The 18204-nt window shown below is 64.7% G+C and carries 15 protein-coding genes and 1 pseudogene; 12 read left to right on the forward strand and 4 right to left on the reverse strand.

The genetic code is table 11. The annotated features are described in order from the left end of the window. Positions 1-115: 115 nt before the first annotated feature. The 3 genes from GGQ89_RS07510 to GGQ89_RS07520 form a co-directional block, all read right to left on the reverse strand. Positions 116-316 (reverse strand): hypothetical protein, encoded by a 201-nt coding sequence (locus tag GGQ89_RS07510; RefSeq protein WP_056439252.1) that lies wholly within the window; start codon positions 314-316, stop codon positions 116-118. A 9-nt stretch (positions 317-325) separates the two neighbouring features. After that, positions 326-547, reverse strand: coding sequence for a hypothetical protein (locus GGQ89_RS07515; RefSeq protein ID WP_184105290.1), 222 nt, complete (start codon positions 545-547; stop codon positions 326-328). Between the two features lie 148 nt (positions 548-695). Beyond that, positions 696-1502: a transporter gene (locus tag GGQ89_RS07520; RefSeq protein WP_184105291.1), complete on the reverse strand. Its 807-nt coding sequence runs from the start codon at positions 1500-1502 to the stop codon at positions 696-698. A 295-nt stretch (positions 1503-1797) separates the two neighbouring features. On the opposite strand from GGQ89_RS07520, the gene GGQ89_RS07525 reads away from it, so the two are divergent. The 3 genes from GGQ89_RS07525 to GGQ89_RS07535 all read left to right on the forward strand — a co-directional run bounded on the left by GGQ89_RS07525 (position 1798) and on the right by GGQ89_RS07535 (position 8100). Then, a complete protein-coding gene (locus GGQ89_RS07525) occupies positions 1798-3045 on the forward strand; it encodes a DUF2254 domain-containing protein (RefSeq protein ID WP_184105292.1) in 1248 nt (415 codons plus the stop codon). Between the two features lie 410 nt (positions 3046-3455). Beyond that, a complete protein-coding gene (locus tag GGQ89_RS07530; protein WP_276208912.1) occupies positions 3456-5225 on the forward strand; it encodes a methyl-accepting chemotaxis protein in 1770 nt (589 codons plus the stop codon). Between the two features lie 796 nt (positions 5226-6021). Then, positions 6022-8100 carry a TonB-dependent siderophore receptor gene (locus GGQ89_RS07535; protein WP_184105293.1) on the forward strand — a complete coding sequence of 693 codons (2079 nt, stop codon included), beginning with the start codon at positions 6022-6024 and terminating at the stop codon, positions 8098-8100. 430 nt (positions 8101-8530) lie between these two features. Here the strand turns inward: GGQ89_RS07535 and GGQ89_RS07540 are convergent. Then, a pseudogene (locus tag GGQ89_RS07540) lies at positions 8531-8692 on the reverse strand (transposase); the annotation flags it as partial. Positions 8693-8784: 92 nt separating this feature from the next. On the opposite strand from GGQ89_RS07540, the gene GGQ89_RS07545 reads away from it, so the two are divergent. The 9 genes from GGQ89_RS07545 (at position 8785) to GGQ89_RS07585 (ending at position 17951) form a co-directional block, all read left to right on the forward strand. Next, complete coding sequence (locus GGQ89_RS07545) at positions 8785-9048, forward strand: hypothetical protein (protein WP_184105294.1); 264 nt, start codon at positions 8785-8787, stop codon at positions 9046-9048. Beyond that, on the forward strand, positions 9045-9563 hold the full coding sequence (locus GGQ89_RS07550) for a sigma-70 family RNA polymerase sigma factor (protein WP_184105295.1): 519 nt from the start codon (positions 9045-9047) through the stop codon (positions 9561-9563). Before GGQ89_RS07545 ends, GGQ89_RS07550 begins: the two co-directional genes overlap by 4 nt. 65 nt (positions 9564-9628) lie before the next feature. Continuing rightward, positions 9629-10546 (forward strand): FecR family protein, encoded by a 918-nt coding sequence (locus GGQ89_RS07555; protein ID WP_240456442.1) that lies wholly within the window; start codon positions 9629-9631, stop codon positions 10544-10546. A 167-nt stretch (positions 10547-10713) separates the two neighbouring features. Beyond that, positions 10714-13749, forward strand: a complete 3036-nt coding sequence (locus tag GGQ89_RS07560) for a TonB-dependent receptor (RefSeq protein WP_240456441.1) — start codon at positions 10714-10716, stop codon at positions 13747-13749. A 128-nt stretch (positions 13750-13877) separates the two neighbouring features. Beyond that, a complete protein-coding gene (locus GGQ89_RS07565; RefSeq protein ID WP_184105297.1) occupies positions 13878-14633 on the forward strand; it encodes a Slam-dependent surface lipoprotein in 756 nt (251 codons plus the stop codon). 59 nt (positions 14634-14692) lie between these two features. Continuing rightward, on the forward strand, positions 14693-16165 hold the full coding sequence (locus GGQ89_RS07570) for a surface lipoprotein assembly modifier (RefSeq protein ID WP_184105298.1): 1473 nt from the start codon (positions 14693-14695) through the stop codon (positions 16163-16165). After that, positions 16155-16907 (forward strand): energy transducer TonB, encoded by a 753-nt coding sequence (locus tag GGQ89_RS07575; protein ID WP_184105299.1) that lies wholly within the window; start codon positions 16155-16157, stop codon positions 16905-16907. Before GGQ89_RS07570 ends, GGQ89_RS07575 begins: the two co-directional genes overlap by 11 nt. A 29-nt stretch (positions 16908-16936) precedes the next feature. Next, on the forward strand, positions 16937-17566 hold the full coding sequence (locus GGQ89_RS07580; protein ID WP_240456438.1) for a biliverdin-producing heme oxygenase: 630 nt from the start codon (positions 16937-16939) through the stop codon (positions 17564-17566). After that, on the forward strand, positions 17550-17951 hold the full coding sequence (locus GGQ89_RS07585) for a YbaN family protein (RefSeq protein ID WP_184105300.1): 402 nt from the start codon (positions 17550-17552) through the stop codon (positions 17949-17951). Before GGQ89_RS07580 ends, GGQ89_RS07585 begins: the two co-directional genes overlap by 17 nt. Positions 17952-18204: the final 253 nt, after the last annotated feature.

An 18204-nucleotide genomic window follows, 5' to 3' on the forward strand; every position in this document is an offset into this window, starting at 1 on the left:
CCCTCCCGTGCCCCTGATCGTTAACTTGAAATATGAAGCGAGGCCGCATCGACTTGGACGACCGCGCGCGACGACTCTGTCAGGTCCCGCTCCAAAGCCCATCCGGTGTCGGACCTCACACCTCCCGGATGTCGGGAAAGCTGTAGAGGGAGGGTTCGTCCTCTGCCGTTCCCGTTGCAAACACCGCCATGTCGTCGGGCTGTATCTCCAATTTCGCCCACCGGTCCCAACCGATATGGATGAAGTCCGGCTGGCCGAAGACCCGCACCGCGCGGGCATATTCGTCGCCGCGAAAGCCCACGAAGTGCAGGGCCATGCCGGTGGCTCAGGCGCCTTCGCGCCGCGCGCCGGTGATCATGCGCTGGGCGATCTCGCGAACCGCCGCGTCGTCCTTGTCCGGCCCGTCCGAAGGATCGCCCAGGTGATCGAGGCTGGCCTCGAGAAAATCGAGCAGGCCGGGATGCCGGGCCTCGACATATTCCATCGTCTTGAACAGCAGGTGCTCGGTCGCGATCTCGCGTCGGCGGGTCTGGGCGGCTGAATCCATTATCCTGTCCTTCTTCGGCGTTTCGGAGCGGGTTGAACGCACGACCTTCGCGATCGGGCAAACGCATCGATATCGGCCATGACTGCGCCGTCGTCCGCCTCCAACGGATCGCACGCATTCAGAAGATGGGACGGGGGCGACGAGAGGGTCAGAAGAGAATGGCGCCGCCCGTGACGAGACGCAGATGGGGCGCGGCCGCGTTGAGGCCCGTTGCCGCCAAGATGTCGAACTGAAGCACTTTGGTCGGCCGCCACGCCGCCGACAGGGCGGCCAGGGCCATCGTCTCATGCTGATCGGGTTCGTCGTCGCGCTCCAGCGACATTTCGGCCGTGGCCGTAACCGCGTCGGTGAATTTGTAGCGCAGGCCGGTGATCTCGTTATAGGCCAGATGGCGCCCATGGCCGGATTGGTTCGCCGCCGCATCGGCTTCCCCCGTCACGGCGATCGCCAGCTTTTCCGTCAGCTCATATTGGACCGGGATGATGATCCCCGTCGACCAGCTTCCCGCACCGATCGGATAGCGCCCCGTCGGCGCGGTGACGAAGGCCTGTACGCCCGCCGAGAAAGGCTTTCCCTTTTGCCCGGCCAAATGCTGGCGGATGGCGAAGGTCACATCGCCGGTGCCCGTCGCGGTGTCGACCAGCGCTGTCGCCTTGTCGCGCGTCCGGTCCCGGCCATAGCCGACCCAGTCGAGTTGAAGCTCGGTGTTCTTGCCGATACCCACGCGGGTCAGGATGTCGGCGGTGACGATACGGTCTTCGCGCTGATCGGGCTGGTCGTCCCGCTGCCAATCCAGCGCGGATATCTCGAAATGCACCCGTCCCGGCTCGGTCGTGCAACTCGATCCGCCGAGGTTCGGGCGGGTGGGGCAGAAACGGGGTTCGTCTTCGGCCAGGGCAGGAACCCCGATCGACATCATCGCGGCACCCAGCAGCCAACCCCAAGCCTTTACCATCGCCGCCCCCTGTAACTATCTGATCCATAAGCCTTGCATCGGTTTGTCGACGCGATGCAACGATAAAGCCGTCGCCGGTTTCAAGAGGAACGCGTCGGGCGTGACCGGGGAAAAACCGCCGATCGAACGAAGGCCGGTGAGTCGAACATCCGCGCCTTGCGTATTAGCTGCCGGATACCCGACGGTTCGCTGTCGGCCTTTGATCGCGTCCGCCGCTGCGGGAACCCATGGCGGGGGGATGGCGATCATCGTCAACCAGGATCGCACCGGCGGCGAAAGGAAGTGAAGGACCCCGATGATCTCCAAGGCCCGTATCGCATGGCTGCTCCGTCGTATCGCCCGGAAAATATGGTTTCGAGCGGCCCTTATCAGCTTGGCTAGCGTGGTGGTGGCCGCGTTCGCAGGCATTGTCGCACGAGCGCTGCCTTATCATTTTACCGGCGATATCGGTCAAAACGCCGTCGGTACGGTCCTGCAGATCATCGCCTCGTCGATGCTGGCCGTGACCACCTTTTCGCTGACGGCGATGGTCAGCGCCTATTCGTCCGCGACGCAGCTGGCGACGCCGCGCGCGACGCAATTGCTGATCTCGGATCGCATGTCGCAAAATGCGCTGTCGACATTCCTGGGCGCCTTCATCTTTTCCGTCGTCGGTATCATCGGCCTGCAAACGCGGCTTTATGGCGGGCAGGGGCGTGTGCTGCTCCTGATCTCCACGGTCCTGCTCGTGGCGCTGGTGGTCGTGACCCTCTTGCGCTGGATCGCCCATCTCGCCGCCTTCGGGAGGATGTCGGACGTGATCGACCGGGTCGAGGATGCGGCGCGATCCGCGATCGTGACGTTTGCGAAAGACCCCCATCAAGGCGGGCGACCGCCTGTCCCGATCCCCGCGAATGCGCGATCAGTGACCTCGCCGAGCATCGGCTATGTGACGCATGTCGATATCGGGCACCTCGCCGACCTGGCACGGGATCACGACATCATCGTGCATGTGGAAGCGATTCCCGGCACGCTGGTACACAAGGGGCGTCCGCTGCTTCGGGCGATCGGGGGGCACACCGAACTCGATGACGAATTGTCACGCGCCTTCGTGATCGAGCGGCATCGCGATTTCGATCATGATCCTCGACTGGGGCAGATCGCATTGGGCGAGATCGCCGGACGGGCGCTGGCACCCGCCACCAATGATCCGGGTACCGTCATCGAGGTGTTGAATGCGCTGCTCAGAACCCTGAGCGAACTTCCGGCGCAGGCGTCGCCATCGGACGAAGAGTTACCGCCGGTCCATGTGCCGCGTCCCTCTGTGGACGAACTGATCCGGGCCGGTTTCGCGCCGATCATACGCGAGGGCGCCGGGGAAGAGGAAGTGGCCATTCGCGCCTTCAAGGTGCTCCACGCCTTGGGGGAAACCCTGCCTCACGCCCTCCCGACCACGCAGGCGCTTGGGAACGAACTGAAGCAGAATGTCGAGCGCGTGATGCGCGACCAGGCCGCGCTGGCCAGAACGCTGGCCGTCTATCAGGACGATATGCGGGAGCGGTAGTTTCCGGTCGTCCGCCACGGGCGGCTGGCCGATCCGGCAATAGTATTCGTGATTAGTGCAATTGCGACGAGTGTCGAACCTGTCCTATCGCGTCGAGCAGCGGAGTAATTTTGAAAAACGGCCGATAATGCATGACGTCGCGGATGGTTCCTTAAAAACAACTATCCGTCGAAAATCTTAGCTGTTTGAATTTTCCATATATTTGAAGGCTGTATACCGGTTTTTAAGGGGCGCTTCCTATCAGGCCGCCTGTCGTGACTGCGGAAATGCCATATATGATCGCCATGGCGTCATCGGTGTTAAAGATCCGGAGTTGCGTCCTTTAGTCGGCTCATCGCCAAATGCCCGCGTATGGCAAGAGGCGAATATCATCGGAACATGATCTTATGCGCTTTTTTGATAACCTTACAATGGTAAGAAAGCTTGCCCTGTGTTTGGGAATTATTCTGGCGCTAAGCTTGACGACGAATTTCGTCATATACACCAAAAAGAATCAGGTTCGCGAAACGACGAATATCAATGAGCATACGTACAAGGTCATCATGGCCTCCAACAAGCTCGTCGAGGCGATGATCAATCAGGAAACGGGGCTTCGCGGCTATCTATTGACGGCCAACCGGGATTTTCTGGCGCCCTATGACCAGGGCGCGTTGGATTTCGACCGCGCCATGAAGGATGCCCGTCAATTGACCGGCGACAATCCGGGGCAGCAGCTTCGCCTGACCGATGTCGGTGCGCTGGCCAAGCGCTGGCGTGATGAGGTGGCGCGGCCCAATATCGCATTGATGGCCGTGCCCGCGACACAGGCGGAAGCGCGCGTCAGCGCGGCGAAGGGACTGGGCAAGGCGCTGATGGACCGGCTGCGTGCACAGACGGGGGCCGTGATCGCCACAGAAAACCGTTTGCTGGCCGAAAGGCAGGCGTCGCAAGAGGCGGCCTTCGTCATGATTTCCCGCGCCATCTTCGGGGGAATGCTGATCAGCCTGCTGCTGGCCGTCGCCATCCTCATCCTGCTGGTCCGGCAGATCGCCCGGCCGGTGAACGCCGTCACCGATGGCCTGACGGCATTGGCGAGCGGGAACATGGCCGTGACGTCGATCGATGCCGATGCCGACCGACGCGACGAGGTCGGGCAACTGGCGGCCGCGCTCGGCAATCTGCGCGGGCGCTTGCTCGCGGCGGACGAGGCCAAGAACGCGCAGGCCCGCCTCATCGTCGACAGCGTGGGGGCGGCCCTGTCCAAATTGGCGGAGGGCGATCTGCTGTCCCGGCTGGATAGCGATCTCGACGGCCCCTTCGCCGCGATCAAGCGCGACTTCAATCGGGCGGCGGACGCGCTTCAAGCCGCCATGGCCCAGGTTTCCGCCTCGACCGGGGGCATCATCGACGGCACCTCGGACATCCGGCAGGCCTCGGACGACCTGTCGCAACGGACCGAGCAGCAGGCGGCCAGCCTGGAAGAAACCGCCGCCGCGATGGCCGAGATCACGACCACCGTACGCAAGACGGCCGAGCAGGCAGGGCTGGCTCGCCAGATGGTCGGCCAGGCCAAGGACGAGGTCCAGCATTCCGGCCGGATCATGGAGGATGCGGTGGCGGCGATGAACGGGATCGAGCGCGCCTCGACCGAAATCTCCGACATCATCTCGGTCATCGACGGCATCGCGTTCCAGACCAATTTGCTGGCGCTCAACGCCGGGGTCGAGGCGGCGCGGGCGGGCGACGCCGGAAAGGGCTTTGCCGTCGTCGCCTCGGAAGTTCGCGCGCTGGCGCAAAGGTCGGCCGATGCGGCCAAGGACGTGAAGGCGCGCATCTCGGTGTCCGCCGAACAGGTCGATGCGGGTGTCGGGCTGGTCAACGAAACGGGTCAGGCGCTGGCGCGCATCGTGACGCGCATCACGGAGATCAACCATCTGGTCAACGACATTGCCGTCTCTGCGGAAAACCAGAGCAGCGGGCTTCAACAGGTCAACATCGCGGTCGGCCAGATGGACATGGTGACGCAGCAAAATGCCGCCATGGTCGAACAGGCGACGGCAGCGGTCCGCAGCCTGGCGGGGGAGGCCGACGAACTCTCCCGGCAAATGGCGCGCTTCTCGATCGCCCATCACGGAGGACGAACCGCGACGAACATCGCCAGCCTGGACGACCACCGTTGTCGGCGCGCCGCCATCGGATAGGACGTTCCTCCGGCGGGCAAGAGACGGACGGCCAGCGGATTCCTGCACTTGAGCGCGCCTCGACCGGACGGCGATCTCCACCCGGCCCGCCCGTTCCCCGCAGCGAGGGCGATCCCATCGCTGCGGGGGGCTGGCAACGGCACTGCCCGAAATGCAGGATTGATTTCTGAAGTGCTCGATCGCTGAACATGCCGAATGTCCTCGCGCCTAGAAATTGCGAGGGCATGGAGCGAGAGCCCGTTCCTGCAATCCGAGCGGCAGCTTTTGTCGAAACTCGACGTTGGTCGCCGTAAGCATGACCGCACAACCCTGGTCGGCACCGGCCGTCCCGATTGTGAACGGCCCGCAAGACGGCCAAGCCATTCTCCGTTAGAATCAAATATCGGGAACTGGAAAGGGTTTTCAGAACCCAATGCTGCTGAGGACGAAGCCTTCAGCTTAACTATAGCGGCGTGAAAAGAGCGGCACGGGCCATCACAGGCCCGCAGCGGCTATGCGCCGCGAGAACCGCTGGAGAGGCTGCTCATGAACATCGTTCGGTCTTTGCTCCACGCCGCGGCGGTGGTGACGGCAGCGTCGCATCCAACCCGAGCCTCTGCATCCGTCGGCTCGGACGCGTTGACTGCGGACAGGGTTCCGGTGACGCCGGGGTAAACCGCCGCCGCGGTAGAGCACTGACGCAGCCTTTCGGCAGATGCACGACAAGTACGCAAGCGATTGCATTAAGGGAGACCTATTGATAACGGATATCAGTATCAAATAGCACCCCGTAGGGGGTAACCTCAGGGAGCACCTCATGATCCGCTGGCTCGCCGGCGTGGCATCGCCATGTCTGCTTGTTTCCTCGCCCGTGCTGGCCAGCGCGGTCGAACCCGAACAGGAGCGAAGGGACATCGTCGTCACCGGCGAACGATCGGCCTACACCGATGACGAGACCGATGCGGCGACGCGCACCGCCACGCCGGTCAGGGACATACCGCAATCGATCCAGATCGTGACGCGCAGCGTGATCGAGGATCAGAACAGCATCCGCCTCACCGACGTATTGAGCAACGTCTCCAGCGTGCAGCCGACCACCACGGCGGGCAACCGCGGTGAGATCTTCCAGGTGCGGGGCTTTGCGACGCCGCGATACGCGATCGACGGCGTTCTGCTCAACCGCGTGTCGGATCGGTCGGAAGTGTTTCTCGATCTCGCCAATGTGCAGTCGGTCGAGGTCCTGAAAGGCCCCGCCTCGGTCATGTACGGCCAAGGCGATCCCGGCGGCGTCATCAACATCTCGACCCGGCGACCGACCGATCGCCCTACCGCCGAAATGGAGATCCAGGGCGGCAGCTTCGACTTCGCACGGGTATCGGCGACGGCGAGCGGGCCGGTTGCCGACACGCTGGCGGTGCGGTTCACCGGCGCGGCGCAGACGCTGGAAGGATTTCGCGGGGCCGAAACGGTGGACTCGACCCGCCAGTTCGTCGCGGCCTCCGCTCGTTGGTCGCCAGCCACGGCGACCGTCATCAACCTCGACCTCGACCATGCCAGCCAGCGCGGGCCGTTCGAGCGTGGCCTGGTCGTGGGTGCGGACAATCGCATCACGTTGCCGAGAGACCGGTTCTTGGCCGAACCCTGGTCGCGCACGGCGGCGCATCGTTCGCGCGCGTCGCTCGACATTGCGCATGACGCGGCCGAGTGGCTGACGCTACGGCTCAATGCGCGTTACGTCGAGGCGACCGTCGACGACGATTACGCGATCGACAATCGCGCGCTCGCCAGCAACGGGCGCACGCTGACCCGGCGCGCGACGGTGCGTACCGAGCAACTGGATACCACCGATATCCGCGGCGAGGCACTGGCGCGCTTCGCCACCGCCGGCATCGGCCACACGGTGCTGGCCGGGGTCAACTATAGCCGCGCTACGCTCGACTTCGTCAATGACCGGACGAATATCGCTGCGATCGACATCCTCGCGCCTCTCTATACGGCCACGCCGCCCCGCGTATCGCCCAATGCCAGCTTCTTGCGCCGCTCCGATCTCTACGGTGCCTATGTGCAGGATCAGGTGACCGTGACGAACTGGCTCAAGCTGCTCGGCAGCGTCCGCCACGACGAGGTTCGCGATCGCCAAACCGACCGGCGCGCATCGGCGCGCGCCGATCGCGACAGCGGCGCGACGACGTTCCGCACCGGCATCGTGCTTCAGCCTGTCGCCGCAGTGTCGCTGTTCGGCGGGTTCGGGCAGAGCTTCCAGCCGCAGACCGGTCAGCGGGTGGACGGCAGCTACCTCGATCCCGAACGGGGTCGGCAATGGGAGGCCGGGGTCAAGTTCGATCCCGCCCGCGACCGGCTAACCGCCACCGTCAGTGTCTTCGACATTCGCAAGCGCAATGTCGCGACCGCCGACCCCGGCAATCCCGGCTTTTCCATCCAGACCGGTGAGCAGCATGTCCGGGGGGGCGAACTCGACATTGCAGGCCATTTAACGCGGCGGTGGCAGGTGATCGCCAACGCCAGCCACCTCGACGCGACGATCAGCAAGGATGAGACCTTCGCGGTGGGCAATCGACTCACCAACGTTCCACGCTGGTCGGCGCGGCTATGGAGCAGCTACGTCCTTGGCGGAGCCGTCGAAGGACTGACGATGGCGGGTGGCGTGACGCGCGTCGGACGGCGCAGCGGTGATCTCGACAACAGCTTCTTCGTCGACGGCTACACGACGTTCGACGCGACGGTCAGCTATACGATCCCGCGCACCGGGCTGGAACTGTCGGTCACCGGCCGCAACCTGACCGACCGTTACTTCATCGAGTCCGCGGTGCAACGCCTCGAAAACTATCCCGGCGCGCCGCGAACAGTGATCGGCTCCGTGCGCGCTCGCTTCTGACGCCCCGCGCACGAGCGTGTCTAGGCGGTCGGATATGGGACTGGACGCAGCCTTCCGAAAAATCTCTACGGTGTCGGTCGCTCGGCTTCGTCATCGTCGTGCTCGCACCGTCATGTGGTGACCGGGCCATGCAAGGCGGCGGGCATATTTGGAGCCTGATGACATCCGCTGACGCGTATCCGGCATCGCCGATATAGTTGCGCCACTCATCGGGGGAGAAGCTATCGAGGAGCGATCCGTCGCGGCGCCATGTTGTCTCATGGGATCGTTCTGCGGCGTTTCGCATCAGCTGCTCCAGCTTAGCGAAGGCCTGTCCGACCGGGCTCAGGTCGGGCGATTATGGCGGCAGGAGGCAGTGCTCGACATAGTTGCTGAAGCCCTGGGCGTTGATCCGTTGGTCGAGCACGCAGGGCGGGTCGATCCGGTCGCAACGCAGCTCGCCGACGCCCAGCCCGCCATACACCTTCTTCCAGCGATAGAAGGTCCGCTCCGATACGCCGATAGGGCGGATGACCTCCGCCACCGGCGTGCCCGTCTCCGCCTGCTTCAGCGCAAAGGCGATCTGCTCTTCCGTGTACCTCGACTTCTTCATGTCCCAGCGCCTTGCCCGCAGGCTTCAAAGGGCCGGAAAACTTTCATTCAGCGTGGATGAAAAACAGGGAAGACGTCAGGTCATCGAGGTAAATGCTGTCGACTCGCAATAGCATGTTCTGTATGGGCATCGCTGTGATGGGGCAGGAGATCGATCAGGCTGCGGCGATTATGGTTGAGCGGACTGCGAAGAACGATCGGGGCGTCTCATGCCGTTCTCAGCCCACCCTTCGGAGGTGTGCAGCGCCATACGCCGAAGCAGATGGATTTCCGTCCTTGAAGCTGGATGTGCTGATCGCAGATCGTGACATCAGCGCGGTTCGTGCCGCACCGATGATCCATATGCGGCGCCAATGATGGACCGAACCGGGCGTATTCTGGCGCTGTTCACCGGTCAGCGTCGTCGACTGATCGCTGAGGCGGTGCGGCTGACCGGCGATACGGCATCGGCGGAAGATATCGTGCAGGAGGCCTGGATTCGCTTGTCGCAGGGAGCCGCAGGAACGAGCATCGACGCCCCGGTCGGCTATGTCAGTCGGGTTGTACGTAACCTGGCGTTGGACGAATATCGACAAAGGCGGCGGCGCGAGCAAGTGACAACGCCGGCCCACGACGACGACCCCGATATGCCGGACGGCGAGGCCGTGGGTGTCGAGCGGGTGCTGATAGCGCGGCAGGAACTGGCGCTGGTGACGGCCGCATTGGCGCAGATGCCATCCCGCATGCGTCGCGCGGTCGAGCTTCATCGGGTATCCGGCGCTCCGCTGCGGGAGATTGCCGCCGAGTTGGGCGTGTCGGTCACCACCGCCCATGGTCTGGTGACACAAGGTGTGGAGCGGTGCCGCAAATGCCTGGAGCCGAAGCGGCATTGACCGACGAACCGAAAAAGGGGTCGCGCCGTTCGTCATGTCTCCATGAGCGCCGAGGTGGGGACGGGATGATCGCGGACGAGCATTGTCGGCGCGAGGCGTTGGACTGGATGATTCTGTTGCAGGATCGTCCCGACGATGCCGACGTGCGCGCACGCTTCTGGCGGTGGCGGCAGGCGGCGACGTGCGACGCGGCCTGGCGCGATCTGGATCATGTCGCCGATGTGCTTCGTCAGGCATATGAGGCCGCCCCCGCGTCATCCCCCGATGCGGCGTGCCGGTGGAGAAGGACACTAACGGTCGCGATGGCGGCCTGCGTGGCGGTGATCTTCGCGGGGCAGGTCATGCTGCCGATCGTGCAGGCCGATCTCTCGACGGGGACCGGCGAGGTACGGAGCATCCGTCTGGCCGATGGCAGTCGCATGACGCTGGCCCCCGACAGTGCGATCGTGCTCGATGGCGCGCGGCAGGTCAGGGTTTTGCGTGGCACCGGCTTTTTCCAAGTCCGGCACGATGCCGCCCATCCGTTCCAGGTTCAGGTGGGCGATGCAGTGGTGACCGACCTGGGCACTGCCTTCGAGGTTCGACGCGATGACGATGGCGCGCGCATTGCGGTGCGGGAAGGACGAGTGCGGGCGTCTTGCGAGCATGGTTCGATCGACCCGATCGACATGCAACCGGGCGACGTCGCGGATCTGGACTGCACGACCGACCGTGTCTGGAAATCGTCCGCTTCACCATCTGCAATAGCGAGTTGGACCCAAGGCCAACTCGTCGTGGCGAAGCGCCCCTTGGGCGAGGTGGTGGCGGCGCTGCGTCCGTGGCATTGCGGGTTGCTCCTGGCGCGGGGGAGCGGCATGGCGCGCCGTGTCACGGGCGTTTACGACCTCCGTCGGCCCGACCGGGCTTTGGCGGCCATCCGCCGGGCGCATGGCGCGACGGTAAGACAGATCACGCCCTGGATCACCATCGTCACCGCCGATTGAGCGGCCTTTCCCCCATTCGAGAAAAAAGCCGAAAAATCCTGTGGAACATTCGTCTACTCACTGAATGAGAATGATGCGCAATAGCGATTATCATGTTCTTACCAATGGGGGACGACGTGACGAACGGGTATCCGAAATTTCGGGGGCACAAAAATCGGTTCAAACGCATGGGGTTGGCGATATCGCTGGCGGCTTCGTCACTGGCGGCGCTGATGGCGCCGCTAGCGGCACAGGCCCAGCAGGCAAGTGTCAGCGTCAGCATCGCGGCGCAGCCGCTGGGCGACGCGCTGGTGCAATTCGCGCAGCAGGCCCATCTCCAACTGGGCGTCGACGCGACGCTGTTGGCGGGAAAGCGCTCACCCGGGGTGACGGGGCGGATGGACCGGGCGCGGGCACTCGACCGGTTGCTGGCGGGGAGCGGCCTCGACTGGCGCATTGCGGACGGCGTACTGACGGTACAGCAGGCGCCCGTGCACGCGGCAGGCGGAGCACGGCAGGAACCGCTTGTCACCGACGCCTTGCAGGTGGAAGGCGATGCCGCCCCGCGCAACGTGGCCGAAACACGCGCCCAGCGCGGCCATGACACGGTCTTCGACGCTGATTATTCCAGCGGATACAAGGACCGTGCGGAGATCGAACGCTACAAGGGCGTCACGACGTCGGACCTGTTGACCGGCATGGTCAACGTCCTGAGCGGCGATGCGCGCAACAGCGGTGCGCTTGATCCCAGCATTCGCGGCATTCAGGGACCGGGGCGCGTGCCCGTGGTGATCGACGGCACCGAACAGGCGCTGACCGTCTGGCGCGGATATAATGGCGCCAGCAACCGGGCCTATGTCGACCCCAATCTGATCTCGGGCCTCCAGGTGCTGCGCGGGCCGACCGACAAGGGCAATATCCGCAGTTCGACCGGCGGCACGGTCGTCATCAACACGCTGGACGCCGACGACGTGCTGCAGCCCGGGCGCATCTTCGGCCTCGACCTGAAGCTGGAGGGTGGCAACAACTCGACCGATCCGCGCCTGCCAACGCTGCTGACGGGGCGCGACTATCGCACCGTGCCCGGCTTTCCCCGGACGTCGCCCAGCTTCGCGCTGAACGATCCCTATCTGCGGGTCGTGCCGCGGACCGGATCGGATAATCATTTCCTGTCGTTCGGCGACCGCGCCGTGCGCGTGGCCGGCGCGGTGCGGATCGAGGGGCTGGACCTCTTCGCGGCCTATGCCTTTCGCGAGCGGGGCAATTATTTCTCCGGCACGACCGGGGCGGACTATTACGAGCAGTCGAGCCTGCCGTCCCGGAACCTCAACCGTATCCGCCGGATGGCGCTGGGCTTCGTGCCCGGCAATGAAGTGCCCAACACCTCCAGTGATCTGGAATCGGTGCTGCTGAAAGCCACCTGGCACATCGCCGACGACCAGTATCTGCTGGTCAGTCTGCGCGACAGCGTCACCCGCTATGGCGAGATCATGCCGTCGCGCATCCCGATCGACACGGGCAATGTCCAATGGCCGCTCAGCAAGGTCCATGCCCGCGCCTATAATGCCGAATATAAGTGGCAGCCGGACAGCCGCTGGATCGACCTGAAGGCCAATCTCTGGGCCACCGACACAAGGAGCGATACCTATAATTCCGGCGGGATGCCCAATTTCGCGACTTTCGCCGATCCGATCATCATCGACAATGCTCGCGCCAATGCGATGAACGATCGCTATGGCTTCAACGCCAGCAACACCCTGCGTCTCGGCACGAAGCTCGACCTGACGCTGAGCGGCAACTGGCAGCATGAAAAGCTGGCGTCGCAGGACATCTACGACCCCGCGAAGTTCCAGGGCTGGCGGCAATTCCCGCGCGCCGGGCGGCGTGAGGAGTTCCTGATCCGGCTGGACGGCGAGTGGCGGCCCGCCAGCTTCCTGAAGCTGAACGCCGGCCTGAGCTATGCCGGATATTGGGCGGTGGATGATTTCACCCGCAGCCAGATCGCCAAGGGCAATACGAACCTGAAGACGACCCTTTACAAAGGCTATACGTCCTCATTCCAGGTCAGGGGCATTGGGGAGGCGTTCTTCAGGCGATTCTACACGCAGAGCTTGTTCGCAGACTTGCCCACTGCGGACGTCGAGGAATTTATCGCAATGGATTTGTCGGACTATCTGGCAAATCCTTACTCGATCTCGTTCGATCAAGCTGGCCCGGCCTGGGTCCCTGATGCCCAGGGGCGTTACCGGCGGGCGGACAATCCCTGCGTGAACGGGACGATCAATACGATTCCGGGCAATACCGGCTCCTGCGTCCTGCAGAGTATCACGGATACCGTACCCGTGACCGCGCCGCGTCGCCCCGCCCATCACTGGGCCCCGAGCCTGTCGGCCACCGTCTATGCCGACGAACATACTCGCGCCTATGCCCGCTATATCGAGACGTGGCGCTTCCCAAGCATGTTCGAAAGCACGCTGGGTTTTTCGGCGTCGTTCAACCCAGCGGCGCCATTGCGGCCCGAACATGCCAAGCTCTACGATGTCGGGCTGGTCCGCGATTTGCGCAGTCTGTTGCGGCTGAACCGGGAGGACCAGCGTGCCGACGTCAAGCTGACCTTTTATCGCAGCCACATCACCGATGTGGTCGAGCGGTCCACCCAACTGCAATTCAGCAATATCCAGGAACAGACGATCGCCGGGATCGAGGCGGAGGCGCGGATCGATACCGGCGGATTCTATACCCAGCTTGGTGCGGCCTTCATGACGACAAACCGGGTCTGTGACGAAAGCGCCGCCGCGCTGGCCGACCGCAAGAACGGCAGCATTCCCGAATGCGTCAAATATGGCTTCCCGGACGGCTTCCTGCTGACCCAGGCCACGCCCGAAGAGACGGTCAACTGGACGATCGGCGGGCGCTTCTTCGACAAGCGGCTCGAGATTGGCGGACGGCTGACCTATTACAGCCGCTACGACAATCCGCTGTTCCAGAAGATCGCAGACCTTCCGCGCGAGCAGCAGCTCGACGTCTATTCGCTCAACGTGCCGTTCAGTTGGGGCGAGATCATCACGGCCGACGCCTATGTCCGATACCGGCTGAACGACCGCTTTTCGGCTGAGCTGGTCGGGACCAACCTCAACGATCGTTATTATGCGGACCCGCTGACCCGTTCGATGATGCCCGCCCCGGGGCGCACCGTCCGGCTGAGCCTGACAGGCCGCTTCTGACGATCCCGCTATTCGACCCCGCCGCGCATGTCCTTCCTGAAAACCGGACAGTCACGGCGGGGCCGGATCGATGCGCCCGACGCGATCGGGCGCACAACCGCAGGAGTAATATCATGACCTCCACTATAATGAAGACCATTGTCCTCGCCGGCCTCGCCACGGTCCTGACCGCCGGTACGGCGCAGGCCCAGTTCGCCGGTGGTTCCAGCGACACCGGCAAGGTGACCGTGGGCGAGAGTGACGTGCAGGGCGGCCCCCATGTGGCGGGGCGTGCCGGGATCGGTGTGCCGGGGACCAACGGACGCCGCGTCGATTTCCAAGGGCTCAGCCTTTACGCCGCGCCCGACCTGAATGGGGTGCGCCATCTGAACATGGCGACCAGCGATACCGCTGATCACAGCAGCTATGGTGACTTCCGCTTCGCCCGCGTCGGCTCTGCCGATCTGTGGTTCGGCGAATGGTCGCAGACGGGCAACGCCACGGCGGGCGATCACACCGTCTATTATGTCGGAAACACCAGCGGCACGACGGTTCCGACCAGCGGCACCGCGACCTATTCGGTCAAGGGCATCAGCGACTATGCCAACAAGGGCGTATTGACCGGCACACTGACCGCCAATTTTGCGTCCGGATCGACGGGGACGCTGCGTGGCAGCCTGTCCAACGCCTCGACCGGGGCGGGCGTCAATATCGGCACGGCGCGGATCAACGGGGCCGCATTCGCGGGCGGTAATGCCGTCGCCACCCAGTCGGGTGCCACCGTCGCGTCGGGCGGCGCGGTGAGCGGTCGCTTCTTCGGCGCCAGTGCCGCAGCGCTGGCCGGGACCGTCAAGTTCGACGGTGCGCGTCGGCACGACACCGCCTTCGGCGGCACGAAGAACTGACGCGAAGGGCTGGGGCTCCCGTCTCTCCCTTGCGGGAGCCCCGGCTTCTTGCCGATCCGATGCGCCACGCCGTCTCCACCTGTCTCCTGACGCTAGCCATGCTGTGGGTGGCCGCGCCCGCTTCCGGCCAGAGTGCGCGTAGCGAGGATAACCGCCTGCGCCTCGACCCCGGTATCGATCGCCGGACCACGCTTTCGGAACGCGAGGCGATCGAGGGACCTGAGCCGCCGGATCGTATCATTATCGACGGACAGGTCTATTCAGTCGGCCATAACCCGGACGATCTGGGCCGGGCGCTGTACCTTTCGGTGGCGCGCAAGAACTGGGCGGATGTCCGTCGCTTCCTGCCACCATATCTGGCGCTGGCTCGCCATGATCTGATGCTGGTCGCCTGGGCACGCGGCGGCCTCGCGCGCAGCGATGGGCGGCTGGCCGAGGCTGAACGGCAGTACCGCGCCCTGCTGGCGATCCAGCCCGACTTCCTGCCGGGGCAGCTGGAACTCGGCCGCGTGCTGTTCGAGAATCGCAAGGACCGGGAGGCCCGCCACCTGTTCCGCGCGATCCGCGACCAATTGGCGGGGCAGGGCGAGCAGGCCGCCGGGGTCCGCCGGACGGTCGACACCTTCCTCGACGCGCTCGACAGGCGGGGTGGCTGGCAAGGCATGATCGCGGCGGGGCCGGGATATAGCAGTAACCTCAACCAGACCTCCGCCAGCCAGACCTGCCTGCTGGTCGGCGTGGATGGCACCTGCCTGATCGACCGCACCTTGCCCCCGGCGATCGCCTCCGTCGGCCTCAATGTCGAGGGGAGCATCAGCCGCCGGATCGCGCTGAAGGGGCAGGGCGGGCTGTTGGCCCGGGCCTTCGTCTATGGCGACACCTGGCCGGCGCATGGCGATTACAACCAAGCCACACTCAGCGCGCAGATCGGTTACGACCATCAAACCGCGCGGCGCAGCCTGACCCTGTCGCCGACCTTCGATCTGTCCAGCTTCGGCAACCGGGTGCTGTTCACCGCACCGGGCTTGCGTGCCGAGGCAATGCTGACCCCGTCACCCAGCACCGCGTTGCGTCTGGACGTAGTGCGCCGGGTCTTCAATTATCGGCGGAGCTTCGACGATCTCGACGGTGCGCTGACCGAGGCGTCCCTGACCGGCTGGTGGTCACGCCCACGCGGCTGGACACTGTTCGCCGGTGTCGAGGCGGGCGACAAGCAGGCTGAGAAACGCGCCAATGCCTATCGCCATGTCGGGGCGCGACTGGGGGTGGTGCACGGCTTTGCCGACTGGGCCGAACTGACGCTGATCGGGTCGGTGCGGCAGCGCGATTACGCGGCCTATAGCGAATTGCTGGACGCCGTCCGCCACGACCGCGAGGCGAACCTGACCGCCGTCCTCCGCCTGCCGACGCTGCGTCTCGCCGGGCTGACGCCCAACATCCTTCTCCAGCACAATCGGGTGAAGAGCAATGTCGACTGGCTCTATTCCTTTCATCGCACCGCAGCGAGCATCAGGTTGGAACATGCCTTCTGAGGTCGGGCCCACCGGCTATCGCCAGCCGGTGCAGGCGCGGGCGTTCGGAACCGGGGCGATGGTGGCGACCGGACTGCTGGGGATCATGTTGCTCAGCATCCGGGTGATCGCGCCGCCGACCCAAGTAGCCGACGCCGGGCCGATGGCGGTGTTCGTCGCGGAGGCGATCCCGCTCGATCAGCCTGCGCTCGATCGAGCGGCGCCTCCGCCTGCACCGACGCCTGCGCCGCCGCTTCCCGCTCACAGGCCATCCCTTCCGACGGCGGCACCGACATCCCCCACGGTTCCCACGGTGCCCGTGATCGCCGACCCGTCATCGGTCGGACAGTCCTCCGCCGCGCCGCTGGCTCAGCCGGCGGATGCGGTTGCGTTCCCTCCCTTGCCGCAATCCGGCACGAAGCCGATCGAAAGCCCTGGGACGACCGCCCCGGCCGCTTCGGCGGCGGCCGCAGCAGCGGCGGACTGGCGTGCACGGCTGCTCGGCCATCTCAAACGCTATCGTCGCTATCCGCGCCAGGCAGAAGCCGCGCGGCAACAGGGCGTCGTTCGCATCGCCATCACCCTGCACCGCTCGGGCGAGGTGATCGCCGTCGAACTGGTCCATGGCAGCGGCTACCCGCTGCTCGACATGGAGGCGCGGACCACGGTGCGCCGTGCCGCGCCCTTGCCCGCGGTCGAGGACGCCGTTCCCGGCGATCCGGTCACCGTCGAGGTACCGATCGAATTCGCCCTGCACCGCTGACCCTTTCCCGTTCTTCCAGGAGTATCGACATGGCCCCGATCGCATCCCAATCCCAGCCGAGCGCCCCGATGGCCGCGCTCGCCCGGCCGATATCCCGTTCACAGCGGCTGATGCAGGCCACGCGGAGCGCGCATGACGGGCTGGACAACCGCATCATCTCGGCCGAGCCCTTTCAGGACCGCGATCATTATGTGCGCCTTTTGGAGATGCAGTATCGCTTTCATCGGGCCATCGAGGGGCTCTACTCACGGTCACTGCCGCTCCCGGCGACGCTGGACCTGCCCGCTCGGCGGCGTCTGGACCGCGTGCGGCAGGATCTGGAGGATCTGGGTCGATCGCCACCGGAGGACAATGGGTCCCGGCCGTTCCACACGACCCGGGTCGACGCCGTCATGGCGATCGGCTGGCTGTGGGTTGCAGAGGGATCGACGCTCGGTGCGGCGTCGCTGTTGAAGCGCGCGGCAGCCCTGGGGCTCGACGAGACGTTCGGAGCGCGTCACCTGGCCGGGCACCCGGACGGACGCGCCAGATCGTGGAAACAGTTCACGGCGGCGGTCGATGCGCTCGACCTGGACCAGGTGGGTGACGCGCTGATGCTCAACGGGGCGCGCGACGCCTTCCTCTATGTACGGAGACTGGCCGATGACAGCTTTGCATGATGGGGGCCGGGTGAGTCGGGCAATCCGGTTCGGCTGGCTGGCGCTGGGGGTATTCTGCGTCGGACTGGGCATCGTCGGCGCGTTGCTGCCGCTGATGCCGACCACGATCTTCCTGATCCTGGCGGCGGGATGTTTTGCCCGTTCCTCGCCCCGGCTGGAGGCGTGGCTGCTGGACCATCCGCGTTTCGGCCCGACCTTGCGCGCGTGGCGGCGGGACGGCGCCATGAGCCGTCGAGCCAAGGCGATGGCTGTCGGCGGTATGGTGACGGGCTATGCAATCTTTCTCGCGGTCGCGGATCCCCCCGTCAGCGTGCTTTGCGTCGTAGCGCTAATCATGTCGGGCTGCGCCGCTTACATTTGTACCCGGCCGGCCATGTCGTCTTGATAAAGCGGACCATATCTTCGCGCCTCTGGGCGCGATCAGGAGGTGATAAAATACGCCAGCCGGCTGTAGCGCGAAACCGAGACACTGGCCCGGCGCGCTGTGCTTGGCGGGTATCGTCTTGGCGTTCATTGGATCAGCCCCCTTGGGAGCGATGCTGTTCAAGTTGCAGCACGAGTTCAAGCCATTATGGCCGTGAGTTGAAAGCCCGGTCACCATCGATACGATGATGACGATGAAGCGTCCGCCTGAAGGA

This window comes from Sphingomonas yabuuchiae (genome assembly GCF_014199595.1).
GTDB lineage: Bacteria > Pseudomonadota > Alphaproteobacteria > Sphingomonadales > Sphingomonadaceae > Sphingomonas > Sphingomonas yabuuchiae.

What these genes read in the sequence shown, in the direction of transcription:
- GGQ89_RS07585 (WP_184105300.1), top strand. Translation starts at nt 17,550, where the DNA reads ATGACAGCTTTGCATGATGGGGGCCGGGTGAGTCGGGCAATCCGGTTC.
- GGQ89_RS07580 (WP_240456438.1), top strand. Translation starts at nt 16,937, where the DNA reads ATGGCCCCGATCGCATCCCAATCCCAGCCGAGCGCCCCGATGGCCGCG.
- GGQ89_RS07550 (WP_184105295.1), top strand. Translation starts at nt 9,045, where the DNA reads ATGATGGACCGAACCGGGCGTATTCTGGCGCTGTTCACCGGTCAGCGT.
- GGQ89_RS07520 (WP_184105291.1), bottom strand. Translation starts at nt 1,502, where the DNA reads ATGGTAAAGGCTTGGGGTTGGCTGCTGGGTGCCGCGATGATGTCGATC.
- GGQ89_RS07570 (WP_184105298.1), top strand. Translation starts at nt 14,693, where the DNA reads ATGCGCCACGCCGTCTCCACCTGTCTCCTGACGCTAGCCATGCTGTGG.
- GGQ89_RS07515 (WP_184105290.1), bottom strand. Translation starts at nt 547, where the DNA reads ATGGATTCAGCCGCCCAGACCCGCCGACGCGAGATCGCGACCGAGCAC.
- GGQ89_RS07545 (WP_184105294.1), top strand. Translation starts at nt 8,785, where the DNA reads ATGCTGTCGACTCGCAATAGCATGTTCTGTATGGGCATCGCTGTGATG.
- GGQ89_RS07560 (WP_240456441.1), top strand. Translation starts at nt 10,714, where the DNA reads ATGGGGTTGGCGATATCGCTGGCGGCTTCGTCACTGGCGGCGCTGATG.
- GGQ89_RS07575 (WP_184105299.1), top strand. Translation starts at nt 16,155, where the DNA reads ATGCCTTCTGAGGTCGGGCCCACCGGCTATCGCCAGCCGGTGCAGGCG.
- GGQ89_RS07555 (WP_240456442.1), top strand. Translation starts at nt 9,629, where the DNA reads ATGATCGCGGACGAGCATTGTCGGCGCGAGGCGTTGGACTGGATGATT.
- GGQ89_RS07525 (WP_184105292.1), top strand. Translation starts at nt 1,798, where the DNA reads ATGATCTCCAAGGCCCGTATCGCATGGCTGCTCCGTCGTATCGCCCGG.
- GGQ89_RS07510 (WP_056439252.1), bottom strand. Translation starts at nt 316, where the DNA reads ATGGCCCTGCACTTCGTGGGCTTTCGCGGCGACGAATATGCCCGCGCG.
- GGQ89_RS07535 (WP_184105293.1), top strand. Translation starts at nt 6,022, where the DNA reads ATGATCCGCTGGCTCGCCGGCGTGGCATCGCCATGTCTGCTTGTTTCC.
- GGQ89_RS07530 (WP_276208912.1), top strand. Translation starts at nt 3,456, where the DNA reads ATGGTAAGAAAGCTTGCCCTGTGTTTGGGAATTATTCTGGCGCTAAGC.
- GGQ89_RS07565 (WP_184105297.1), top strand. Translation starts at nt 13,878, where the DNA reads ATGAAGACCATTGTCCTCGCCGGCCTCGCCACGGTCCTGACCGCCGGT.